The sequence below is a fragment of the Natronolimnobius sp. AArcel1 genome (genome assembly GCF_011043775.1).
Lineage (GTDB): Archaea > Halobacteriota > Halobacteria > Halobacteriales > Natrialbaceae > Natronolimnobius.
Genome location: NZ_JAAKXY010000004.1, coordinates 544,110 through 560,534, shown reverse-complemented (window position 1 = coordinate 560,534; position 16,425 = coordinate 544,110). Strand labels below are relative to the sequence as shown.

General features: G+C 57.7%; 13 protein-coding genes. 5 read left to right on the top strand and 8 right to left on the bottom strand.

Annotated elements, in window-relative coordinates:
- Nucleotides 1–20 precede the first annotated feature (20 nt).
- The 5 genes from G6M89_RS15145 to G6M89_RS15125 all read right to left on the bottom strand — a co-directional run bounded on the left by G6M89_RS15145 (nucleotide 21) and on the right by G6M89_RS15125 (nucleotide 5,513).
- Nucleotides 21–929, bottom strand: coding sequence for a hypothetical protein (locus tag G6M89_RS15145; protein WP_165162661.1), 909 nt, complete (start codon nucleotides 927–929; stop codon nucleotides 21–23).
- An 84-nt stretch (nucleotides 930–1,013) separates the two neighbouring features.
- Nucleotides 1,014–2,900: an ABC transporter ATP-binding protein gene (locus G6M89_RS15140; protein WP_165162660.1), complete on the bottom strand. Its 1,887-nt coding sequence runs from the start codon at nucleotides 2,898–2,900 to the stop codon at nucleotides 1,014–1,016.
- A complete protein-coding gene (locus G6M89_RS15135; protein WP_165162659.1) occupies nucleotides 2,893–4,248 on the bottom strand; it encodes a nucleotidyltransferase family protein in 1,356 nt (451 codons plus the stop codon). Before G6M89_RS15135 ends, G6M89_RS15140 begins: the two co-directional genes overlap by 8 nt.
- An 87-nt stretch (nucleotides 4,249–4,335) precedes the next feature.
- Nucleotides 4,336–5,283 carry an SDR family oxidoreductase gene (locus tag G6M89_RS15130; protein ID WP_165162657.1) on the bottom strand — a complete coding sequence of 316 codons (948 nt, stop codon included), beginning with the start codon at nucleotides 5,281–5,283 and terminating at the stop codon, nucleotides 4,336–4,338.
- Nucleotides 5,280–5,513, bottom strand: a complete 234-nt coding sequence (locus G6M89_RS15125) for a hypothetical protein (protein ID WP_165162655.1) — start codon at nucleotides 5,511–5,513, stop codon at nucleotides 5,280–5,282. Before G6M89_RS15125 ends, G6M89_RS15130 begins: the two co-directional genes overlap by 4 nt.
- A gap of 146 nt (nucleotides 5,514–5,659) precedes the next feature.
- Here G6M89_RS15125 and G6M89_RS15120 point away from each other — a divergent pair, with 146 nt between their 5' ends.
- The 4 genes from G6M89_RS15120 to G6M89_RS15105 all read left to right on the top strand — a co-directional run bounded on the left by G6M89_RS15120 (nucleotide 5,660) and on the right by G6M89_RS15105 (nucleotide 11,148).
- A complete protein-coding gene (locus tag G6M89_RS15120; protein ID WP_165162653.1) occupies nucleotides 5,660–6,598 on the top strand; it encodes an NAD-dependent epimerase/dehydratase family protein in 939 nt (312 codons plus the stop codon).
- 272 nt (nucleotides 6,599–6,870) lie between these two features.
- The gene (locus G6M89_RS15115; RefSeq protein ID WP_165162651.1) at nucleotides 6,871–7,716 is read left to right on the top strand and encodes a hypothetical protein; all 846 of its coding nucleotides are present in this window, start codon (nucleotides 6,871–6,873) and stop codon (nucleotides 7,714–7,716) included.
- Between the two features lie 38 nt (nucleotides 7,717–7,754).
- On the top strand, nucleotides 7,755–9,221 hold the full coding sequence (locus G6M89_RS15110; RefSeq protein ID WP_165162650.1) for a flippase: 1,467 nt from the start codon (nucleotides 7,755–7,757) through the stop codon (nucleotides 9,219–9,221).
- Between the two features lie 121 nt (nucleotides 9,222–9,342).
- Nucleotides 9,343–11,148, top strand: coding sequence for a methyltransferase domain-containing protein (locus G6M89_RS15105; RefSeq protein WP_165162648.1), 1,806 nt, complete (start codon nucleotides 9,343–9,345; stop codon nucleotides 11,146–11,148).
- A gap of 5 nt (nucleotides 11,149–11,153) precedes the next feature.
- Here the strand turns inward: G6M89_RS15105 and G6M89_RS15100 are convergent, their stop codons facing one another.
- Both G6M89_RS15100 and G6M89_RS15095 read right to left on the bottom strand, forming a co-directional pair.
- Nucleotides 11,154–12,146: an FkbM family methyltransferase gene (locus G6M89_RS15100; RefSeq protein WP_165162647.1), complete on the bottom strand. Its 993-nt coding sequence runs from the start codon at nucleotides 12,144–12,146 to the stop codon at nucleotides 11,154–11,156.
- Complete coding sequence (locus G6M89_RS15095) at nucleotides 12,146–13,936, bottom strand: hypothetical protein (RefSeq protein ID WP_165162646.1); 1,791 nt, start codon at nucleotides 13,934–13,936, stop codon at nucleotides 12,146–12,148. The genes G6M89_RS15100 and G6M89_RS15095 overlap by 1 nt, the downstream gene beginning before the upstream one ends.
- A 272-nt stretch (nucleotides 13,937–14,208) precedes the next feature.
- Here G6M89_RS15095 and G6M89_RS15090 point away from each other — a divergent pair, with 272 nt between their 5' ends.
- On the top strand, nucleotides 14,209–15,552 hold the full coding sequence (locus G6M89_RS15090; protein WP_165162645.1) for a glycosyltransferase family 2 protein: 1,344 nt from the start codon (nucleotides 14,209–14,211) through the stop codon (nucleotides 15,550–15,552).
- Nucleotides 15,553–15,568: 16 nt separating this feature from the next.
- Here the strand turns inward: G6M89_RS15090 and G6M89_RS15085 are convergent, their stop codons facing one another.
- Nucleotides 15,569–16,396 (bottom strand): glycosyltransferase, encoded by an 828-nt coding sequence (locus tag G6M89_RS15085; RefSeq protein WP_165162644.1) that lies wholly within the window; start codon nucleotides 16,394–16,396, stop codon nucleotides 15,569–15,571.
- Between the last annotated feature and the right edge of the window lie 29 nt (nucleotides 16,397–16,425).

The window sequence follows — 16,425 nt, the reverse complement described above, 5'->3', positions numbered from 1 at the left end:
GCATCAGTCGACATTGTTTTTTACGCACTCATCCGCTCGACAATTGCATCGACGACGGCGGGCAACTGCGCATGATCTGCTGGCCGCGACAGCGTCGCAAACGACGCTGTCGTCCCGACGGTCGTACAGCGCTCGAAGTTATCCGTCACCGTCTCTGTCTCAGCGAGCAACCCGCCCGTATACGTCTGTGCAATGAGTCTCACTACGCGATCTTGCGGTTCGACCGCCTCAAATACGATTTCGGGCCCCGTTTCGAGGAAATAACACTGTGTGAGCGGTTTCGGCTCCCGAACGGTGTCGACGGTCTTGTATCGCTTCTCGGTCTCTCCATCCGATTCTGGGTGGCTCGTTCCCTCGAGCGAAAGCCCGTCGATTGCATCTGGGAGCAGTCGGACCTGTGGGATGCCGGGGACGACGAGCGGCTGGCCCGTGTCATCGAATCTGATGCCGACGAGATCGTCCTCAAGAACAGGATAGCCCTGTTCGTGAAATGCAACGGCGGTCGTGGATTTCCCGGCCCCTTTCGGGCCGAGAAAGATCGCCGCCTCGTCGCCAACAGCAACGGCACTCGCGTGTAAGACTAACTCGCCTCGCTGGTGAACGAGCATACTGATAAGTTCGTTTGCAAAGAGGCGACGAACAACCTTGCGCGGGATCTCTTCGGGAGTCGGGTCTACAGCTAGATCGAACGTGATTTGGTCGCCGTTTTCGACAAGAAACGAACCAATACCATCGTAGCTGAACCGACATCGGCCAGGTTCGGCAGCGATCCGCCGTCGGCCGACACCGGGAACGGATTCCGAAACAGGCTCGAGCGTCTCGCGGCGAAATACTGCATCGACTGCCGACGCGGCCCCGTCTGATTGTGGAAATTCCGGTAACCGAATCGATGACTTGATCTCGAGCCCGTATGCAGCGTACCGATACATGCTACTAATTTCTCGTTCTGGCACTTTGTACTAACGATTAAAAACGAGTAGTATATTGGCAACACCGTCTCGGGAGCGAGATGACTACGGTGAGTGCGTCGGTTCGACCTGTGGCTCGTAGAGGGTCGCATAGTGTGTTTCCCTGGCTATCAGTTCACGATGTGTGCCCGATTCAACGATTTCACCGTCGACGACCGTGTAAATCCGGTCGGCATCTCTGACTGTCGATAACCAGTGGCCGATCACGATCGTCGCGTACGCTCGATCCGTCGCCTCGAGTGCGTCGAGAATCGCGGTTTCAGTCGGCGAGTCGAGTTCGCTCGTCGCCTCATCGAGGATGAGGATGTCCGCATCGGTAAGGAGTGCTCGAGCGATGGCAATGCGTTGGCGCTGGCCGCCTGAAAGCCGAACACCGTCGTCACCGAGTTCGGTATCCAGTCCGTTCGGCAGCGTCTCGAGAAATGCGCTGACCTGGCTGAGTTCGCAGGCGTGCTTGATTGCGTCGTCGCTCGCTGCCGGGTCAGCGATTGCGACGTTGTACCGGAGTGTCCCGGTGAACAGGAACGGTTGCTGTGGGACAACAGTAACTCGTTCATACCACGAGTGTCGATCAAGCGTCGACAGGTCGGTTCCGTTTGCTCGAATTGTCCCCTCATCAGGTTCGTATAACCCTGCCAGCAGGGAGACGACCGTCGACTTCCCGGCCCCCGAAGGGCCAGCCAATGCGATCGTTTCGCCACGCTCGAGATGCAACGACACGTCAGTAATGGCTGTCCCGGCGTCGTCTTGGTCGTACTGAAACGTCACGTCGTCCATCTTGAGTGTGGTCGTCGGGTTGGGCGCTGGGACGGTCCCACTCGATTCGGTGTGACGGTCAAACGCCGCGATGAGTCGTTGCGTGCGCACAAGATGTGGAAGCGCGCCATCGATCGAGTACAGCGTGTTGTTGAGGCCGCTAATCAGCGGCGACAGTCGGAACATCGCGAACAGGAACACCCCCAGGGCGGCAAACGACAGCGTCAGGTAGGCAATCGCAAGATAGACAAGCGCGAAGATCACGAAGGCGTTGAGGAGTTTGGTGAGCGCACTGAGAGCAACCTGATTGCGCTCGAGCGTAACGAAGGTATCAACGAGACGGTTGTGAGCACGATCGTACTCGGTCGCAAGCGTCGGTTGCATCGTGAACAGTTTTACTTCGTACAGCCCGCGCGTTCCCGCGTTGACGAGTGACTGAATCCGCTCGTTTGCCGCTGCGACGCGGTCACCGATCTCGTAACCCGGCGCGAGGGCATACCGACTCAACACCACCACCGTCCCGAGGACGAAGATTGAGAGGAGCGTCAACGTCGGTGAGAGTACCAGTGCGACCGTCGCGTAGACGGCGGCAAACAACCCTTTCTCGATAACCGAAAGGATATCACCGATCAGTCGTGCAGAGGTGCGTGCCTCGGTGATGATCGTATTCGTAATTTCGTCGCCATCTGCGTGATCGAGGTAGCCAACTTCGGCAGCCAGCAACGACTCGTACGCATCCCGCCTGAGCGAAGCCATATACGCCTGTGTCACTGCTGCCTGTATCCAGCCAATAAGAAAGCTCACGCCGTACCGAAGCGTCATAATCGCGGCTAGCCCGACCAACAACGTTTCGAACGTTGCCGTAACCCCGATCAGCTCGTACGCCTCGACGAAGTACGTGACTGGACCCGTTGCATCCTCCTGTAGTGTCCCGCCATCCTGTGCAACCTCGATGATCGGAAGCAAAAAGGTCAGTCCAACACCTTCAAATAGCGCTGCTACGGCCTTGAGGGCAAGAATTAGCCCGATCGTCCACGGCCGAAAGCGGACGACCGTCCACAGCGCCTCGAGTTTCTCGCGGAACGTGGGTTCGCTCGAGTCGATGGTCGGTACGACGTCACCATCGGCTTCTGCGTCGGCTGTTTCCCGGCCGGCTGATTGGGTCACCTCACTCATTATCTGACCATCGCAACTCCGTCGGTGGACGTGACCCTGGCCGGAATCGCTCGAGGATACCACTCGCAAGTCGGATCGGCCTGACGAGGTGATACAGTGGCGTCAGCGGCCACGGGATCGCGATTGCCTCGATGTCCGAGCGGTTCGGACTGCAGAGCCATGAGAGCCAGAACGCAACCCTCTCTCGGGGCCGGTCCAGTGTCCGGGCCTGATACTGGCGTTCGTCGAGCAGCCAGTAGGGTGTCTCGTCGAACAGTCGGGCATCGACGTGGCGAGAAAGCCCCTCGAGAGCTGGGTCGTCCTCGATCATGCGCTCGATCCAGTCAGGCAGCGCCAGCCCAAACAGTGAGTCGACGACCGCCAGCCCGACCAGGAACTGTCGCTCGCAGTTCTGTGCACGCGCGCGCCGAACAATTGCATCCCAATCAAGGGTCACGTCCTCGAGATCGAGACAGCGGGCAACGTCACACCACCAGTGCAGGCGTTCCCAGCGGTGGCGCGTCCCATGGACACAACACAGCAGCAACCGGTCTTCCTGGGACAGGACGGGAACGGATGTACCGGCAATCGTCAGTTGGTCGCGTCGGTCCCAGACTGACTCGAGGGTAAATCCTGTCGGAAATCGTCTTGCTAAGACGCGCCAATGTAACTCGACTTCAATCTCGCTGTCGGTGTGTCTAAACGTGTATTCGCGACCGAATCGACGGTACCACCGTTCCTGGGCGACGGTCAACTCCTCGGTCGAGTCGAGGACGTACGCCGGCTCGTACCCGTGCTCGAGCAGGATCGATTTGATGACTGGGATCTCTTCGCGGTCGACGAGAAAGTCTAAGTCACCGAACTCTCGCTGGCCAACGTCACCGTAGCCGACCTGTGCCATCACAGGTCCCCGGTACGGAATCGCTCGAATTCCCGTCGCCTGAAACGTGGCTGACAACGATGCGAGCTCTTGGAACTGCTGTAAATTTCGCCTGGCAACGAACGCACGTCGCTCGCGTAGCCGGTCGATCACCCAGTCTGGAATCTGTTCGGAAACAGGCGTCACACCGGCGCGTTCGGGCACTGTTGTCGGTCCTGTCCCAGACTCTGTCGAAGACTCAAGCGTTGCTGTCGACTGCGAGGTTGCTGGCGCGGTCGAGCCGGCTGTCAGTGGCTGTTCAGGTGCTGTATCGTGGATCGCTGCGGCTACCTGTGGACCAACCGAATGTTGGCTCGTGAACTCGAGTACCGCTTCCCACTCGAACGACGCTGTCTCCGGGATATCCGCAACGGAAATCGCGGTCCCACGCTGCCACGCTTGGAGACAGCGCCGGACGAAAACCCCTTCCGGTGGGTGTATTTCCCCCATTCTTGACTAATACTCGGGTAGGTAGTGTATAAATTTGACTAACTCTCACTGAGTAACTTTTGTGCTGTCACGAGAGAGCAACTCTACTCAGGGTGTCGGTTGCTGGTGTGTTCGATACCACTCGAGGGTGTGCTCGAGGCCGTCTTCAAACGAGACCGTTGGTTCGTATCCTAACGCCGCCTTCGCAGCCGAGATGTCGGCTCTCGAGTGGTCGATATCACCCGCTCGCGGTTCGGTATGGACGATTGCTGCGTCCGTTCCCGTCTGTTCTTGTATTTGTTCAGCGACCTCGCGGATGGTCACCGCTTGGCCGGTTCCGATATTGAATGCGTGCCCGCTCGTGGCACTCGTTGCTGCGAGGCAGTTTGCCTGGACGACATCGTCGATATAGACGAAATCACGGGTCTGACTGCCGTCTCCTTCAACAGTGATAGACTCGCCCGCCAGTGCCTGCTCGAGAAAAATGCTGATGACGCCGCTGTAGGGGCCAGCGACCTGTCCCGGGCCGAAGACGTTGAAATAGCGCAGCGCAACGACCTCGAGTCCGTACTGGTCGTGATACTGGCGTGCGTACTGGTCGATGCTGTGCTTGTCGATGCCGTAGGGTGAGGCAGGGGTTTTCGGCTCGGCTTCGTCGATGGGAACTGATTCTGGGTGGCCATAAATTGCTGCACTCGAGGCGAGTACGACCCGAACGTCGTGGTCTCTGGCAGCCTCGAGAAGCGAGAGCGTTGCACCGACGTTGATCGCGTGACTCAGTGGTGGATCGTCGATCGCTCGCTCGACGCTGACGAGCGCTGCCTCGTGAAAGATCACGTCGACGCCGTCGATCGCGCGCTCGAGGGCGGCGTCATCGCGGATATCGCCCTCGATGAACGTCGCGCCGTCAGGGACGTTCGACCGTGAGCCAGTCGTCAGTGCATCGAGGATCACCACCTCGTTTTCGGCCACGAGCGTTCGTGCCAGATGGCTCCCGATGAACCCTGCACCACCGGTGATGAGGATCCGTTTTCCCGTGAGTGCAGTTGCAGTCATGGGTCGTTGTTCGTTGGTGATGTTGTCGACGAACGCTCCGTTGGCGCGGGTGTGGCTGCAACTGGTGATTGCTGTGACCGCAACGAGAGTTCAGACTGTGACTCCCAGAGGACGATGTGCGGTGTCTCGGTTTCTGAACAGACTATCGCCTCGTAGCCTTTGTACGTCCCATACGTCAGTTCTGGGCACTCTGGACAGTCGATTCGCTCGAGCGGCGCTCGTGTACTCATCTAATTTCATATTGAATAGAGATAATATGAATTCTCTGAACGGATGCTGTATAGAAACATCTATATACAAATTCCATTGTGTCCGTTAAAAATATACTCGGCATTATCGGAATATATTTTATGTCGTGTCTGTTCGGTCTGAACGAATGGCTCGAACGCTCGTCACGGGTGGTGCAGGGTTTATTGGCTCACAGTTGACCGAACAGTTGCTCGAGCGCGGTGACGAGGTCGTCGTCGTCGATGATTTCTCGAGCGGCCGTCGCGAGTGGGTTGCCGACGACGCCACGCTTGTTGAACGCGATCTCACCGACCCCGGTGCACTCGAGGGAGTCCTTACGGCTGATATTGACCGCGTCTTCCATCTCGCGGCGTCGAAAGCAGTTGATACTGAGACACCACACGAGCAGTTTCGCCGGAACACGCAACTGACTGCAACCGTCTTGCAGGCGATGCATGATGCCGGCGTCTCAGAACTGGCGTACACCTCTTCATCAACGGTCTACGGCGAAGCACCACGGCCAACACCGGAAGATCACTCCCCACTCGAGCCGATTAGCATGTACGGCGCGAGCAAACTCGCCGATGAAGGACTGCTCTCGACGTATGCGTACTCACACGATATGACGGTCTGGAACGTCCGGTTCGCAAACATCGTCGGTCCACGTCTCCGGGGTGCCGTGATCCCAGATTTCATCGACAAACTTCGTGCGGATCCAACGACGCTAACCATCCTCGGTGATGGTCGTCAGCAAAAGTCCTACATGCACGTCTCAGACTGTATTGACGCGCTTCTCACCGTCGTCGAATCCACTAACGAGCCGATGAATACGTTCAACCTCGGTACCCAGACAACGACCTCAGTCACCCAGATAGCCGGCATCGTCAGCGATGAACTTGGCCTCGAGCCAGCCTACGAGTACACCGGCGGAGACCGCGGCTGGGTCGGCGACGTGCCGAAGATGCGCCTTGCAATCGACAATCTGTGTGACCTCGGCTGGGAGCCCACGCTCGAGAGCGACCAGGCCGTTCGACGCGCAACCGCAGAATTGATTACGGAACTCGAGCACCAGCCACCGGTCGCCTAATGCCGATCTACGCATTCGGTGAGCGAAGCGAATACGTGCTACTCTCACCAGTTCGCTCATAAAACTACATTCGAATACAACAAAACCAATACATATATTACTGAATGAAACTGCGATACGAACAAGAGACGAAATGTCGCACTGCATCGACGGGAGCGAACGCATGCGCGCACTCGAGGCACGGCTAGTGTCGGCGTTCGTGGGGTCGTCCGTGGTTACTGGAGAGCATATGCACAACGTCGCGAGACAGCAACGGAGACACGGGTGAGTCGATGATCGAACCACTCACAACTGCGGCCGCAGTCAGACGCGAGGAAGGGACCTGGAGCCTCATCACAAAGGGCGTTCACCGAACGACGTACAACCACGTCTTGCTCGGTATCTCTCCCCGTCTCGCGCTCGGAACGTGGGACCGCTGGCATGGTCTTCGAAACCGCTATCAGCAACACAGACACCGTCGGGCACCGGAGCGCTACACCGACGCCGACCCGTCCAAGCGTCTTACCGTCTCACCGTCTGCGATCACCTATCGCTTTGCCTCCGACGAGAACACCAGCATCGACCGCCACCGATACAGGGGACTGGTGAGCAACGGCGCGTGGGATCACAACCGCGTCCGTATCACCGACCGGATCTTCTACCGGTCGATCGCCGCCGTCTACGAACAGGGCGACGACTGGCGTGACACCCCCTGGTACCAGAACGCACTCGAGGTGATCGATTCCGGTGGTCGAAAGTGGGGCTGTGGCTCACGGGACGAACTGCGCGAACAGTGCGACCACGTCGACCGCCTCTACGAGACGATGCGTCACCAGGGCTACGTCTCACAGCGTGAACTCGTCGCCCGCGGCCACGACAAGTTCCCGCTTCGAGACCCCGTCATCAGCATCGGGCGCGACGGCGAACTGCTTCACTTCAACGACGGGAATCACCGTCTTGCACTGTCAAAACTGCTCGAGATTGACGAGATCACCGTTCGAATCGGAATACGCCACCTCGAGTGGCAACGCCTTCGCAACAGACTTGCCGAGACGGCCGACCCCGACTCGCTCGATGCAGTCGACCGGGATCACCTCGAGCATCCCGACCTCACTGACCTCCTCGAACACCGTCGATGAACGCCTTCGCTCGAGTCAATTTCCACTAACCTCACTTCATGAGCCTCCAGACAGAACTCGGCAACCGGTTCAAGATCGAACTCATCAGCCGAATCGCCGCGATCTGTTCCGGGATGATCCTCACCGTCATCCTCGCGCGCCTGCTCGAACCCGACGGCTACGGCTTGCTCTTTTTCGCACTCTCGATTCTCGGGGCTGCAAAGATGGTCAGCAAACTTGGCCTCGGCAAGTCGACCGGCCGATACGTCGCGAAGTACAACACGAGCGATCGCGGGCAACTCCGACACATCCTCGAGTTTGGCTTACTTGCCAATCTCGCCACGATTGCACTCACCTGTCTCGGCCTATTCATGTTCGCCGCCGAAATCGCTTCCCTCGCCGGTGAACCCGACCTCGAGCCGCTGTTGCTCGTCGGTGTCCTGTTCGTTCTCTGTGGGACGCTGAAGACGTTCGTTCGAAAGGTTCTGCAGGGCTTTGAAGACATTAAAACGGCAGCCCTCGTCAAAATCGTCGACGCGAGTTCGAAACTGCTGTTCGTCATTGCACTGGTTGTCCTCGGCTACGAGGCGCTTGGCGCGCTCCTTGGCTATGCATTGAGTCTGGGACTCGCTGCAGCCCTTGGTGGCGTCATCATCTACTGGCGCTACTATCGTTCGTCACCTCGAGCGCCCCGTGAGGCGGGTCTTCGTCGTCGAATCGGAGAATACTCGATTCCGATCACCGCGACGAGTACGGCAAACGTCCTCGATAAACAGGTCGATACGATCCTGATCGGGTTCTTTCTCACGCCCGCTGCGGTTGGTTTTTATACGGTTGCAAAACAGGTGATCGAGTCCGTTGAAGCACCGATGGCCTCGCTTGGCTTTACACTCGCGCCGACCTACGAGGTCCAGAAAGAACAGGGGAATACAGAGACGGCAGCACGGATCTACGAGGCAGCACTCACGAACGGATTGCTCGTCTACGTCCCCGCAGCGGCCGGCCTCGTGTTGGTGGCTGAACCGTTCGTCGAACTGGTCTTTGGGGCGGACTATCTCGAGGCCGTTCCGGTGTTGCAGGTGTTTGCACTGTATGCGGTGTTGCTAGCGATTACAAACATCACCAGTAACGGCCTCGATTACCTCGGTCGGGCACGAGCGCGCGCGGTGGCAAAAGGAGTCACCTCGGTTTGTAACGTCGGGTTGAACATCCTGTTGATCCCGCAGTATGGCGTTATTGGCGCGGCCGTTGCGACGGTCATCACGCATTCACTGTACACGCTCGCAAATCTCTATATCATTAATCAGGAGTTCAACCTCCGAGTGCTGTACATCCTCCGTCACAGCGTCGGGATCGTCTTTGTAACGCTCGTGATGTCCGTCGCTGTTGCAACTATCGCAGGCGCTATTCAGGGCTGGCTGACGCTTATTTCAGTCATCGCTGTCGGTGTCTTCGTCTGGGCACTCTCGGCCGTCCTTACCGGATTACTCGACCTGCAGGCGGTTCGGTCCCACCTCCTCGCTTGATACCATGATACCATTAGGATCTCATCAGTGTCGACACTGCGAAAAAACGGTGATCGGTTCAGCGTCCAGTTCGACATGTGACTGTGAATTGATACAGGTAGAACCACTTGCCACTGCTCCGTTGACAGACCAGTCAGACGAACCGTCTCACTCGAGTACTGACGATGTGCGGCCAACACCGTCTCAGCGACGGCAACTTGCTGCGATAACGGAACAGCAATCGATTCGTGACGCCGTTCAGGCCGTCAGTACGGACGAGGAACACCTGGCATCGCTGCGCTCAGAGTTGTTCGACGTTCGTCGGGACGATTGGCGCTTGCTCGTATCGGCGCACCTTCGTGGGCGCTGTCTCGAGGTGAACGCGGGATACGGTCGCCGGTCGGCGGTCCTCGCTGACCTCGTCGATGACGTCTACGCTGTCGACCCTGATCGATCGAAACTTCGCGTCCTTGCGGCACGCGAGGATATCGACGACGAGGCGTCCATTACCCCCATCCACGCATCGGTTGAGACGCTTCCTGTTGCGAGGTCGCAGTTCGACACGATCGTTGCCGATCTGACCGGCTGTTCCTATCGAACCGTCACCGCCCACCTTCACTCTCTCGAGCAGTTCCTGACGACAAACGGGTCACTCGTCGTACTGGCTGATGGCATCACACGGCACCTCGGCCTTCCTGAACGCCTCGGCCTTGAGCAAACACAGAGAGACAGTCAGCGGCCATCGGTCGGCCGTGCAACGGCCGCCGGTTACCGGTCCGTGCTCCAATCGTGTGGATTCGACGCCGTCAACGTCCTAGCGCTATTCCCGACCGCACAGAACGTTCGATTCGTCTTGGACGCGACGGCGACGGACACCGCCCGGTCACTCGTGTCGATGCTCGGCGCTGAGTCTGGCGATAACCTCAGAGCCACGCTTGGAACTCATGCTGGGGCGCATTTAGCCCAAACTGGACTGCTCGAGCCGTTGTATCCGAGCTACTGTCTCGTTGCCAGCCGCGGGCCGACTCCGTCACCGAGTTCGGCGCTGTCGTTTTCATCGCCATTACTCGTCTCCGGTCGAACCCGGTCAGTCGTCCTCGAGTACGACGATGACACGATCTGTGGTGTCTCGAAAATTCCGAACAAGTCGGCTCACACGCCGATTATCCGCCGCGAAACACGACTTCTCGAGTCATTGCGTGAAACGGAAACGGGATCGCCGATTGCTGAGACGCTTCCTGAGGGCCACCTTACCGAAACACGAGTCGGGCCGGTTCGAACAGAACGCCCACTCGATGGCACAGCGCTCTCTGCAACACTTGAGTGTACCCCCGAGGCGTTTCGACGAGTTCTCTCGACAGGGGTCGAGTGGGTACGCGACTTTCAGGTCGCCTTTGGCGACGAACACCGACTCGTTCGTCCGGCAGAACTCGAGCGTGCGCTGACGATTCCATCACTCGATCTGTCGCCACCTGCGTGGGCTATTTCACACCCAATTCAGACGTTTTCGACACCGGTTCACGGTGATCTCCATCCTGAGAACATCTACGTCCAGAACGGACTCGATGGAACAGAGGGTATAACCGTAACTGACTGGGAATACGGCACTCCAGAGGGCTCTCCACTCGTCGATGCTGGACTGTTCCCAATACACGTCGGAACAGCCTGTTTCGGCAGTGTCGAAGCCGCTGTTGAGACACTGTTCTGTCGCGACACCGAGTACGCCCGGATCACTGCGGACGTTATGCAGGAATACGGTGATGCCGTTGGGCTCTCTCTCGAGACGATCTATCGATTGCTCCCACTCGGCTACATCCATCGCATCGCGCTCGATTGGGCTACTCGTTCAATTACCTGTTATACTGGGAAACTCGAGGAACGACTCGAACGCATCGAGCGACTCTGGGACCTGCTCGATGAGACACGCATCCTCGTGGAATCGCGGTGAGTCACCTACCGGCGCAAAAACAATCGATAACCGTGTTCAATCTCGTTGAGATCGTCGTACGTCACGTCCTGGCGCTCGTCGTATCCCAGAATCGAAATACTCCCTTCGATTGAGACGGAGACGATTTCGAACCCAGCAGCCGCGAACTGCTCGAGCAGATCGGTTGTTTGCTCGTCTGCGAGTAGATGGGGGTGCATCTCCAGAAAGACCAACAGGGGTGTCTCGGCTGCTAACACTGTCTCCATCCCCTCGAAAATCTCGACTTCATAGCCTTCGACGTCCATCCGGATGACGCCAATCGATTCGGGATCGAGGTCGTTCGCCTCGAGGTAGCTATCGAGTGACCACATCGAGACTGTCGTCGTCGATTCGACCGTCGCATGGTGTCGGTCGATCGTATCGGTCTGAATCTGATTGAGATTCGAGTGGGTTGCCTGCTCGAGCGTCGCAGTTGTGTGTTCGGGACCAACCGCTGCGCACTCGAGCGTCACCCGGTCCTGATACCCGTTGTCTGCAATGTTCTCTTCGAGTAACTGGATCGTCTCCTCGTCGGGTTCGAACGCCAACACTGATGTGTCCGCACTGGTCGTGGCTAACTCGGTGAGTGCGAAGTAGCCAATGTTCGCGCCAATATCGAGGATACACATCGATCCGTCGTGAGCGTGTTCAACGCGCTCGAGTTCACGACGGTAGATCGCCGTCGTGTGCGCTTCGCGGGTTCGAAACAGGTAGAGGTCCCGTGAGATGCCGCGGTCAGATAGGTCAAGCGTGAGGGTCCCATCCTCGAGTTCAACGACAGCGGAATCGTCTCGGGTACGTAGCTTTCGGTCGACATAGCGCTCGAAGTAGTCGTACCCGGTCACGACTTTGGTTGCGAGCAACAGTGCGGTAAACACTCGCCATCGGCGAACCAACAGTGCGATTTCAGCGCCTTTGCGTCGGAGGTAGTATCGTGCGCCGGTCGGGTCGGCGTAGAGACGGTATAGTTTTCGGATCATCAGTGTCTTGTCTGCCAGATTCGAACCTCACCGTTCGAGTAGATTCGATTCGCAGTACGGTCCTGAGCCAATGTGTCGTAGTCTTCCCCAGTAATTCGCACGAGGTCATCGTGGCGCCACTCGGGTTCGGCTTCGTGCCAGACCAGATCTTCCGTTCGGATGACGACGTAGCCATCCGTTGGTAGCCACGACCGAACTGTTGGCGTTTCGTGATAGCCCAGATGCGGCGAGAGGTGTGGAGTTGCAGTGACGTACTCGTCAGAGCGGATCAACTCGTCAGCCTCGTCGTAGCCGTACTCGTAGTAGGCAAAGACATCTCGGCTCATGTCAGTGTACGTCGGTTCCGACCGATCTTTCGTCTCGAGGTGCCAGCTGTACCCCGTCGAGCTCGCAGCCGTCAGGTGCGTATTCTCGGAGTAAGCAGTTGATGTCGAATAGACGATTGCTCCGCCTATTGAGGCGAGAACTATCACGAGCACGATGCTTGCAATCACCCGCCGATGGCGCATCTCGGAGAGGTACCAACAGCCGATCGCGACGGCCGGAATGGCAAACAGAATCAGGTATTGTGCGGCCCGGATAATGCTGCTGCCGTACAACTGGATGCCCAGAAACGCAATCGCGAGGATGCCACCGAAGATAGTCTGGACGGCGACGTGATTCTCGAACAGTGTGGCTTGGCGACGCAGCAGTCGATAGCCGATGGCAAGCGTCGCGAGGCCGGCGAGCCCGAAATACAACATGAGCACACCCCAGTTCGGAATAACGAACGTAAACAGGAGTTGCTCGAGCGTGTAGTTCACCTCTGTGGCTCTGGTTGCAGTCTCGGTACCGCCACCAGCTTCCATTGTTAACAGCGATAGTATCGACGAGCGAACGTTCCCATCGACGGTTTCGTGATGAACGTGCCAACCTAGCAGCCCAGCGAATCCGCTACAGACGAGGCCAACGCCCCGAAGATCGGGCAGTGTGGCTCGAGTGGTTCGAGTGGTCGACCGATCTGTGAGTCCGATGATCACCAGGAGCACGGCTGCTGCGGTAAACGCATAGAACGCTGAAATCGGATGGTACAGGATTAGGCCAACGGCGAGCACGCTGAAGGGGTACGCTGTGCGTTGGACATTGTCGCTCGCAAATCGGTGGACGACGTACACGACAAATGGAAGCAACGTCAGCCCGAACAGCCAGGGGGCAAGCGAAAAGCGGTTGCTCGTAAAGAAAATCGGCAACGCGGCGACGAACGTTAACAGCGCAAGCGACTGTTCACCGGACTGTGAGCGCACGAGCAGGACAAGTCCGCCGATCAGTATCACTTTGAACCAGAATCCAAGTAGCGCAACGGTCGATTCCGGCTGCATCCCTGCCAAAAACGTAGCTGCAACGCTCAGGAGATGCGTCGCTGGGTACAGTAGATCCGACAACGCCCCTGTCTCGAGAATGTCATCGATGAGTCCGAGGTGGACGAGCACGTCGTAGCTGAACCGCCCGTAGACGACATATTCGCGGGCAAGCGGTAACGCGAAGTAGCCGACGTAAGCAGCGATACTGCAGCCAGCACTAGCAAGCCAGAATCTCGATCGGACCTCTGTTATTGCTGCCTGAACGACCACGAGTGCGCTGGTGAGAAGCACTACGATGAAGACGGCACGAGCGGCCGGGTGGACGACCTCGAGCAGCGAGATTTCGTAGCTTGGTGCCGGGGGGAGCAACGCAACATAACTGAGCCAGAGAGCGGTTGCGACGAGACAGAGCTTTGTCACTCTCGAGGCGAACATGTCTCCAGTGGGCATCTCGGGTCGTCGTGTCATCCGTCTTCACTCAACTGCAGATACTCACAGGTTTGGCTGGATTTGTCTTACGCTTTTCCACATTGATTTTTCAAATTATATGCTCTATTGAGGTGCTGTATAATTGTGAATTAGGGTCCCTGCTTTGGTTCGCTGAGCGAGTCGTTTCTTTTCACCAGTGGCGATTCATTCTCCCAGTAACCGTTGCCCAAAGTAGATAATTTTATTAGACGTCTAAATAATATTATATAGATACTGGGTGCTGGAACGAGAGGATGTCGAAAACAATACACGACGAGCAAGCACGCAAGCAGCGAACGGTGTCGACAGACGTCCCTGCCGTGGGCGTTGTTGCGACGCCAGCAAACAGCGAATCAATCCCGACAGCCGTGTTACAGGCCAAACGACACGGGTTCGACGTAATCGTGACTGCTGTCGACGACGCAGTATCTGGTTACCAACTTGCCACCGAACTCGACGTTCGAACGGTAGAACCAACTGAGAGTCAACCACAGCGTGTTGACCCCTGGGATCAACTGACGACCGAAGCGCGTGCCGCCGGCTTCCCCGGTCTAATCGCCCACCGCGATCCCGGGTGCCCGATCGATTACAATCAGAGCTATCGCCACGCCATAGACACCGATCGATACATGGTTGAGGCGGCCACGACGCCAGCCGTCGAGGCAACACCTCAGATCCTAGCTGCAATACCGGCGTACAATGAAGCCACATCGATTGACGACGTTGTCACCGGCGCACTCGAGCACGCAGACGAGGTTCTCGTCGTCGACGACGGCAGTACCGACGAGACCGCCGACATCGCTCGCGAGGCCGGTGCAACCGTCCTCGAGCACGAGCAAAACAGCGGCTACGGCGGCTCGCTGAAGACGATCTTTCGCGAAGCAGAACGCGCGCATGCGGACCATCTCGTCATCTTAGACGGCGATGGCCAACACGATCCCGCTGATATTCAGACACTCGTTGAGACGCAGTGCGAGTGCGAAGCCGAACTGGTCATCGGCAGTCGGTTCGAGCCGGAATCGGAGACGACGTTTCCGCTGTACCGGCGCGCGGGCCTGTTCGTCGTTAACACACTCACGAACCTTGGGCTGGGAATTGTCCGCCCAAGTGGGTGGGTCGGCGATACCCAGAGCGGCTTTCGAGCGTACGACCGCACTGCAATCGAGTCGCTCGCTACCGACAACACCATTGGTGACGAGATGGGGGCAAGTACGGACATCCTCCATCACGCACACCACCAATCGTTTACCATAGACGAAGTCGGAACAACTGTCTCGTATGACGTCGACAACGCCAGCAGCCAGAACCCGATTTCACACGGCATCCACCTCGTCACGAACATCCTCCGAACAGTCGAAGAAGAACGTCCGATCTCGAGTCTCGGGATTCCCGGCCTGTTGAGTGCTGCCTGCGGCATTGGCTTTGCGTATCTGACAATCGCAAACTACATCGACAGCGGCACGTTCCCGCTGGGACTCGCACTCGTCTCGATCTTTTTCACGCTGGCCGGAATCTTCGCGTGTTTCACCTCGATCGTCTTACACTCGCTCAACAAACACTCGAGACGAATGGCAGAAACCACGCCAGTCAGATACTAGTTTTCCTACGCGTTAATTAGTTCGGCTGTGGGTCGCGCAACAGCGTCGTGATGATCTTTCCTCGGACGGCGTTCGGTGCTAGTTTCGGTGCCGACCGAACGACGAAGTTGGCTGCTGCCCGTGGCCGTGAGACGAATCCTGTTGACGCCAACCGCCGCTGCAGGTCGAACTCACCGTAGACGTGCTCGAGGCCGCCACGCCGCCGATACATCTGTGGCCCTGCTCTGACTTTCGCCAGCACGCGTGGGCTGTTGACGGCTGTGTACCCCGCAGCCAGCAATCGTGCCCACAGTTCGTAGTCTTCGCCAAGCCGTAGCTGTCGGTAGTTGCCGACTTCAAGAATCGGCTGGCGACGGGCCAACACCGTCGTGTGGTTAATCGGATTTCGAAGTTTTGCCGTCTGGACGATTGCTGCTGGATCACAGGGGACACTCCGCCGGCTGTGTGGTCGGTCGGGGTCGGTCTCAAACTCCTCGATACAGCCGCCAACCAGATCTGCGCCCGTCGCACGTAGCAACTCGAGTGACCACTCGAGTCGCCGTGGAACCGCCAGATCATCGGCATCTTGAATCGCAACGAGCTCGTAACTGGCGGCTTTGATGCCAGTGCGACAGGCCGCACCATTGCCCTGGTTGTCCGCGTGCCGGACGCGTTTGATCGGGACCGCTGTGTCGCGTTCGAGCGTTGTCAGGGTCTCTTCGAGTGTCGCTGTCAACGGCCCATCTTCGACGACGACGATTTCGTCTGGGAGGCGCGTCTGCTCGAGCAAACTCTGAATCGAGGCAGCAAGTGCATCCGGATCATCTCCCTTGTATGTTCGAACAAGTACAGATAGTTGATCCATATATGGATATTATAATAAGTCCCTAAGAC